The sequence below is a fragment of the Dorea acetigenes genome (assembly GCF_025567385.1).
Classification (GTDB): Bacteria; Bacillota; Clostridia; order Lachnospirales; family Lachnospiraceae; genus Claveliimonas; species Claveliimonas acetigenes.
This window is the reverse complement of record NZ_JAOQJU010000027.1, coordinates 39,541-46,727: the sequence shown is the minus strand read 5'-3', so window position 1 is coordinate 46,727 and position 7,187 is coordinate 39,541. Positions and strand designations below refer to the sequence as shown.

The following is a 7,187-nucleotide window of genomic DNA, read 5'->3' as shown; positions in this document are numbered from 1 at the left end:
CTGCCATTTTGTTCACTCCTTATTCTCTAGATTATATCTCAAATCCTTGAGAATGGGGTGTCAACTTTTTTTATACCACATCATCACCAATGATTCGTACTTATTTAGTTCACCGTCAAACAATTTATCAATTTGCGGCTTTGTAAGCGTTTCAACCTTAAAGGTTGGACTAACAAGCTGAGCTAAGAATGAATATATAAGCAGCTTCAAAAACATATTAAAAAATGTTTGAAGCGCAAATAAATATACTTTACTGTCAATTATAACCTCATCACCGAAACCATAAATTTCTTTTATCACTGATGAAACTTCGGTGAAAGAAGTTGCCTCATCGTCTTCTCCGTACATTGTGCCAAATACCCTATCCCACTCTTTATACAAAGTACGTACACGATTGCTGCCATTTAAATCATTAAGATTAAAATATAACTCATCATAAATTATCTTAATATTTTTTTGAACAAAAGAACTTTTGGGATTAATAATAGAAATGAGATTCTTCTTATTCAGTGCGATTTTATCCTGCTGCTTCAAAAGGAACGCCAATTTCTTAAGTCCTGATGAAAAGTCTTTAACTTCATAAACAAAGGTAATTGACAAATCATATTTGATGTTTATTTTCAGTTTGCTTGTGTTTACGGGACTGCCAACCGGAGAAGGTACAAATCGGGCAAAAATAAAATTATTTCCATCAAACCCGACGCCAATACCGTTTAACAATTTCACCGTTATAACGTCGCTTGAATCTGTCTCATAAATGCCTGCATTGCCGATAATGTAATCATATAAACCATGATCGTTTGCATCTCTGCCATAAAGAGCTTCTTTCACGCCATTTTTCGTTTTGAAATATTTTAATTTCTTTAATTCAAAAGATATATTCTGAAATGTGGCATCCGTTCTGCCTCCGGCAAGAAGTGTATCTTCACTTCTATATTGATTTGCACGGGCAGGATTTAATTCCTTTAATAAAGGCTCAACAATATCTGCGTGAAAATGTATTTTCACATCCTCTTCTGTTCTAAATGTATGATTTTTAAAGGCTTTTTCTAAATTAATCAGTTCCATGCTATACCTCCAATTTTAAAGTATTATACCGCATCAGAACTTATTGGTCAATTGATCAAAATAAAAAGGAAATCATCGTCAGCACTGCCATTTTTACAATTGCCTTCCTCTTGCTTTTCTATTCTTTTTCATGTATAATAGCAAAACCATTATTTTCTGGAACTCAAGAAGAAACTCACCTAAAGGAGCTGACTATGAAAAAATTACGCCTCTTAAAATCCATACTGATCCGAACACACACAACACAGATACTTCTTTCTTATCTGTTGTTTCTCCTGGCGGACGCTCTGGTCATCCAACTGGCCGACCCTCACATCAATACATACCGGGATGCCTTGTGGTACTGTTATGCTGTGGTTTCTACTGCCGGATTTGGAGATATCGTCGTCACAACACTGATCGCAAAAACCGCTTCTGTACTACTGACAATCTATTCTTTAATCGTAATCGCGCTTGTAACTGGTGTCATCGTTAATTACTATAACCAGCTCATACAGATCCAGCAAAAGGAAACGCTTGCAGCATTTGTCGATAAATTGCAACGGCTTCCAGAGCTTTCTCAAGAAGAGCTCACGATCATGTCCGAGCGTGCGAAGTTGTTTTTAGACGAAAAAAACAACTCTATTTTTAAAAAAACGAAAAAAAATCAGGGACACGAAAATGAAAAATCGGATTAATCTGGGAATCTTTTGTTGTCTGCCGGCTGCATCTGCCTCTTTCGGCTGCAATATTTCAAAATCTCCGTAAGATAATGCCCAATGAATACGAACAGTCCCATAACCGCTGCATAATCCAACAGGAAGAAAATCAACGGCTCTTCAAAATTGAAGAATACAAACTGTATTCTCAGAAGCATATAGCTCCCTATTTCCCGTTTTACAAAGGCGAACACACCATACCCGGCAATCGCCAATGACAGGATACGCAGTATCCATGTACGGACAGCAGATGGTTTCTTTACCGCTTTTTTCGCCATTCCTATCATCATGCTCCAATGCAGACCCAGATGTAAGGACAACAGAACAAAGCCCCAATAAGATGCAAGCATGTGCAGGCTTCTTCCAAAAGAACGTCCACCGCTGATCGGCAGAAAAGAAAGAGCATGGCGGGAAAGAATGGCTCCGCTGACCATGGAACCAATCATGGAGACCAGCGCAAAAATTACCAATATAGTCTGCCAGATTCTCAGCGGCGTATATTTCCCTTTGAGTGAATTTCGACTCCATTTCCAGTTTAAGATATGGTGAACGATAAAAAGAATGAAAATTCCAATCCCGATCCACTCATGAGCCGCCTGTCCAACCAGCTCATAGGGCATAAGCAGCAGCAGAGCAATCGTCATGCCGATATCCACACATATCTTCGCAATCATTTTGGGTTTCATTTAAACTGCCTCCTTAATAACCAAGTCCGTTCAGCCATTCGGCAACATCCTCTGATGCTTCCGCTACATCTCTCTCGCTGACCGTAAATCCATCTTCAACCACTGTTGCGTCCAGCTCCAACTCCTTGATTGTATCAATGGTTCCGGAGAAACGGCTCCCGTTGTGGACATTAAACGGAATGATCGTCTTGCCGGAGAAGTCATATTCATCAAAAAAGCTGTAAAGCGCCTGGGGCATGTCGTACCACCAAGTAGGGAAGCCGACAAAGATCGTACCATACTGATCCAAGTCCTCAATATGGCTGGTTAATTCCGGACGTGCGTTTTCGTCCTGTTCTTCTGCCGCATAGTCAATCAATTCCCCACCGTCTGACGGATAAACTACAGCGGTCTGAATGGAAAACAGGTCTCCGTCTGTATTCTCCTGAATCATATCCGCCACTGCACGGAGCCGCCCAACCGCAGTTCCACCTATCGTGGTATAGCTTGCTGAGGAAACCGCGTCCACACCGCTGTTCTCCGCAGCGGTAAAATAGGCAATCAGAATCTTGCCGCTCTCCTGCTTTTCTTCCGTTTGTGCGTTCTTTGTATCATCTGCCCGGTCACATGCCGCAAGCGTTACAATCATAGTAACTACCAGAAGACAGGACAGGATACGAGCTATAAGTTCACGTTTCATCATGAGTGTTTACCTCCAGAATATTTTTCAGGTTATTCCTGTATCCTTATTATAAAAAAATCGAGACCTCGTCAGAAGTCTCGATTTGTTGTTCAGTTGATACCTAAAGGTTATATCTAATGGTGAGTGACTGCTTTACCAGTTTTTCTTTTCCTTGCTGCTGTCATGCTGTTTCTTCCGCTCTTCCACCATCTTTACGAACCACTCTACCATGTTCGGGTCATAGTGAGAGAAGAAGGCGCTGGTTTTCGTATCCAGCCCAGCGATGGCGCTCATATCCTCATCGGTAAGCGTGAAGTCAAAGACATCCAAATTCTGAATCATTCTTTCCTTATGAGTTGACTTCGGAAGCACGATCACACCTCTCTGAATATTCCAGCGGAGCATCACCTGCGCAGTGGTCTTACCATATTTTTCGCCAATCTGCTTTAATGCCTCGTTGTCAAAAAGACCTCCACGGCCCTCTCCAAAGGGCGCCCATGCTTCGTGAGCAACATGATATTTGCTCATCCACTCATAATCTTCTGTGCGCTGGTTCAGCACATGCGTCTCAATCTGATTGACCATCGGCGGGATTCTCGTAAAGGAAGCAAGATCCACCAGCCTATCCGGATAGAAGTTAGATACGCCGATGGCACGCAGCTTTCCTTCGTCATACAAATCCTCCAACGCCCGGTATGCGCCATAGTAATCGTTGAAAGGCTGATGGAGCAGCATCAGGTCCAGATAGTCTGTCTGGAGCTTCCGCAAGGATTCTTCTACGGATTTTCTGGTTTCCTCATATCCGTAATGCTCCACCCATACCTTAGAGGTCAGGAAAATCTCCTCTCTCGGAATACCGCTCTTTTTCATGGCAGAGCCTACTTCCTCCTCGTTGAAGTAAGACTGTGCGGTATCAATGCTGCGATATCCTACCTCCAGGGCATCCAATACGCACCGTTCACATTCGTCCTTCGTTACCTGATAAACGCCGTATCCGAGAATCGGCATTTTTACTCCGTTTGATAAGGTTACATATTCCATCGTGATTCCTCCATTCTATTTTTGCTCGTCTACAGGCGGCACCATTGTGACATATCTTTCCAGCAGTTCCGGAGTACTGGTATAATACCGTTTGTCTTTATTGAGTGCTGCGATCTCCGCCATTTCCTCGTCACTCAGGCTGAAATCAAACAGGTTAAAGTTTGCATGGATATGATCCGGATTCTTGGAACCGGGAATGACCACGTTTCCGGCCTGAATGTGCCAGCGCAGGATAATCTGGACATTGCTCTTTCCATATTTCTCCGCCAGTCTGGAAAATACTGGCTCCTGAATCAGCACCTTGTCCCCATGTCCCAGTGGATACCATGCCTGAATGACCATATTTTCTTTTGCCAGGAATTCTTTCAGCTTCTGCTCCTGAGAATACGGATGTACCTCCGTCTGCAAAATAGCAGGTTTCATTTCGCAGATGTCCAGAATCTCCTGAATCTGAGTGGCTGTGAAGTTGGACAGACCGATGGCCCGTACTTTGCCCTCCTTGTATGCCCGCTCCATCAGGCGGTATCCGGCGATATAGTTTCCGGCAGGCTGATGGATCAACAGCAAATCGATGTAATCGGTATCCAACCGCTTCAGTGTCTTTTCCACTGCATCCGTCTGCTCATAAAAGGATGGCCACAGCTTGGTTTCCAGGAAGATTTCCTTGCGGGGGACGCCGGACTTCTTAATCGCACGGCCCACCGCTTTTTCATTCACATAGGCATTTCCACACCGTTATTCAATTTGATATATTTCTGATTGTTCATGTCTGACATCTCCTTTACGTTTTGTTTACATCTCTATTATAAATCCATACACACACCAGCAGAAGTTCCTATTTGTTTTTCAGTGTACACCTTTAGGTTATAGCCGCAGATGCTTGCCTCAACCAGCCTATTTTGCATTCTTTGCCAAATAGTTCAAATGCAGCCCTCCGCTGCCGAGCCGCTCCACAGTTCTCAATTCAAATTCCACAGACTCTCCTGCGCTTAATGCCGGAATCCGGGTAAATACGGAAGCTGTACCACTGCTCCCATCCGTCACAGGGGACAGCACAAGGCTCAGTTCATCCACCATTCCAGCTTGCAGGAACGTCCAGTCCGCCGCGCCGCCTCCGCAGATCAGCAGCTTTTCCATGTGAAACAGCCGATGCAGCTTCTCCATCGCTATTTCGCAGTTCAGTTCTGTTTTTCCTGCAAGAATGTAAGATACACCGCGTGCTCTCAGATAAGCACGGTAGGCTACAGGAGCATTTTCGGTCAAAATTTCAATGACATGGGCTTCGGCACGTCCCTTATTGGAAAACCGTCCGGATTCCCAGCCAAGTTCGCCTTTCGTATCCAGAGCAACAAAATAGGGTTTCGCTTTATCTCCGGCGACGAAATCTCCCTCCGGAACATGGGCATCTTCTTCTAAAACCGGCTCCCGGAAATTCAAAAATTCCTTTACGGTCGTTGTTCCATACAGCCATGCGTCCGCATTCATCTCTGTGCGGATTTTTCCATATTCCCCTCCAAGCGACCTTGTTGTTTCTGTCGCCATAAAGGGGCCATTGATCTTCCCGTCCAGGGAGCTTAAAATGTGGCAAATTACATAGGGTCTGTTCATACAGTTTTTCCTCCCTTACTCAATTCTCGGTTTGTAAGTCTTCTCCATGTTACGGCATACATGCCGATGGTAACAGGCAGCATCAATGTCTCAATGATCAACTGTGTCCAGATCATTCCATACAAGCCTACGCTCCAGTTCATAAGAAGAAGACAGGGGATATTCAAAAGCCCCTGACGGCACACCGTCATAAATGTAGCCTGCGATCCTTTTCCCATCGCCTGCATGGTATAGATAATCAAAGCATTTACCGCTGTCAGCGGCACAGCCAAACACGCGATTCTGAGAAAAGAAGCTCCCAGGACGCTTGTTTGCGCTTCCTGAATAAACGCCTGCATAATCCATGGAGCGAAGCTGAAGAAACAGACAACAAAGCAGGCGGCAATCGCCATCGCTGTCTTCCATGAGAAAACGGAGATCTGCCGCATTCTTTTATAATTTTTTGCAGCGTAATTATAACCCACCAAAGGCATAAATCCCTGACAAAGGCCCATACAGATTCCCAGTGGGAACAGATCAATCCTCTTAACGATTCCATAAGCAGCCACCGGAATATCTCCGTATCCGGATGCCAGTTTTACAATAACCATGTTAGAGGCATTCGCCAGTACCGTCATCATTGCAGAAGCAATTCCCACCGAAAATATCGGCCTGGCAAATTTTATGGAGACATTGTGAATGGACAGCGATAACATCGTTTTCCCTTGCAATCTGTAAAAAATCACTAAGAAGAACAACACAGAGGCAAGGTTGGAGCAGGCCGTTGCGATAGCACTTCCTACAAAACCCATCCCTGCAACGAACATCAAAAGCGGGTCCAGTATGAGATTCAAAATCCCGCCAAACATCATACCAGCGCTGGCGTGCTTTGCATGCCCCTCGCTTCGGAGCAGATGAGCCAGCGTCATGCTCAGCATGGTAGGAATTCCTCCAATTACCACAACCCACAGCAGATAGGTTTGGGCATAGGCAAAGTTCTCATCGCTTGCGCCCAAAAAACGCAGCAGCGGTGCACGGAAGCACAATGTCAGCATGGAAAAGAGGAAAGTCATCCCCATGCCGCCGTAAAGACTGAACGCTGCAACCTGTTTCACTTCCCTGTGCTGTCCGGAACCAAGCTGGCGCGAAATCAGGCTGCTCCCGCCGATTCCAAACAGATTCCCCAGCGCAGTCAGAAGATTGAACCAGGGCGATACCAATGTGACGCCTGCCACCATATATGGATTGCCAAACTGTCCAATGAAAAAGGTATCTGCCAGATTATAAATAATGCTGACCACCTGACTGATAATAGAGGGAATTGCTAATGCCGCCACCGCCTTATGAGCCGGCACAGTTTCAAATAATTCCTTTTCTGATACTTCATCCACCCTTCAATCACTTCTTTCTTATATGCTAAATCTCCTGCACCCGTGAAATATCCGG

General features: G+C 44.6%; 8 protein-coding genes. 1 reads left to right on the top strand and 7 read right to left on the bottom strand.

Translation table 11 applies throughout. The features are described 5' to 3' along the window. Positions 1–60: 60 nt before the first annotated feature. Complete coding sequence (locus OCV99_RS15120; protein ID WP_158371661.1) at positions 61–1,068, bottom strand: hypothetical protein; 1,008 nt, start codon at positions 1,066–1,068, stop codon at positions 61–63. Between the two features lie 194 nt (positions 1,069–1,262). Between OCV99_RS15120 and OCV99_RS15115 the strand changes: the two genes are divergently transcribed. Next, complete coding sequence (locus tag OCV99_RS15115; protein WP_158371659.1) at positions 1,263–1,745, top strand: potassium channel family protein; 483 nt, start codon at positions 1,263–1,265, stop codon at positions 1,743–1,745. On the opposite strand, the gene OCV99_RS15110 is transcribed toward OCV99_RS15115, so the two are convergent. From OCV99_RS15110 to OCV99_RS15085, 6 genes are all read right to left on the bottom strand, one after another. Continuing rightward, the gene (locus OCV99_RS15110; protein WP_158371657.1) at positions 1,742–2,452 is read right to left on the bottom strand and encodes a DUF4405 domain-containing protein; all 711 of its coding nucleotides are present in this window, start codon (positions 2,450–2,452) and stop codon (positions 1,742–1,744) included. The genes OCV99_RS15115 and OCV99_RS15110 overlap by 4 nt on opposite strands. Before the next feature lie 13 nt (positions 2,453–2,465). Then, positions 2,466–3,134: a flavodoxin gene (locus OCV99_RS15105; protein ID WP_262575865.1), complete on the bottom strand. Its 669-nt coding sequence runs from the start codon at positions 3,132–3,134 to the stop codon at positions 2,466–2,468. 132 nt (positions 3,135–3,266) lie between these two features. Then, positions 3,267–4,154: an aldo/keto reductase gene (locus OCV99_RS15100; RefSeq protein ID WP_158371655.1), complete on the bottom strand. Its 888-nt coding sequence runs from the start codon at positions 4,152–4,154 to the stop codon at positions 3,267–3,269. Positions 4,155–4,169: 15 nt separating this feature from the next. Then, positions 4,170–4,871 (bottom strand): aldo/keto reductase, encoded by a 702-nt coding sequence (locus OCV99_RS15095; RefSeq protein WP_158371653.1) that lies wholly within the window; start codon positions 4,869–4,871, stop codon positions 4,170–4,172. 177 nt (positions 4,872–5,048) lie between these two features. Beyond that, on the bottom strand, positions 5,049–5,762 hold the full coding sequence (locus OCV99_RS15090) for a RibD family protein (protein ID WP_158371651.1): 714 nt from the start codon (positions 5,760–5,762) through the stop codon (positions 5,049–5,051). After that, complete coding sequence (locus tag OCV99_RS15085) at positions 5,759–7,132, bottom strand: MATE family efflux transporter (RefSeq protein WP_158371649.1); 1,374 nt, start codon at positions 7,130–7,132, stop codon at positions 5,759–5,761. The genes OCV99_RS15090 and OCV99_RS15085 overlap by 4 nt, the downstream gene beginning before the upstream one ends. Positions 7,133–7,187 lie beyond the last annotated feature (55 nt).

Bases quoted from the DNA above. Each gene is read 5' to 3' on its own strand.
- OCV99_RS15120 (WP_158371661.1), bottom strand. From the start codon at position 1,068: ATGGAACTGATTAATTTAGAAAAAGCCTTTAAAAATCATACATTTAGA.
- OCV99_RS15115 (WP_158371659.1), top strand. From the start codon at position 1,263: ATGAAAAAATTACGCCTCTTAAAATCCATACTGATCCGAACACACACA.
- OCV99_RS15090 (WP_158371651.1), bottom strand. From the start codon at position 5,762: ATGAACAGACCCTATGTAATTTGCCACATTTTAAGCTCCCTGGACGGG.
- OCV99_RS15100 (WP_158371655.1), bottom strand. From the start codon at position 4,154: ATGGAATATGTAACCTTATCAAACGGAGTAAAAATGCCGATTCTCGGA.
- OCV99_RS15105 (WP_262575865.1), bottom strand. From the start codon at position 3,134: ATGATGAAACGTGAACTTATAGCTCGTATCCTGTCCTGTCTTCTGGTA.
- OCV99_RS15110 (WP_158371657.1), bottom strand. From the start codon at position 2,452: ATGAAACCCAAAATGATTGCGAAGATATGTGTGGATATCGGCATGACG.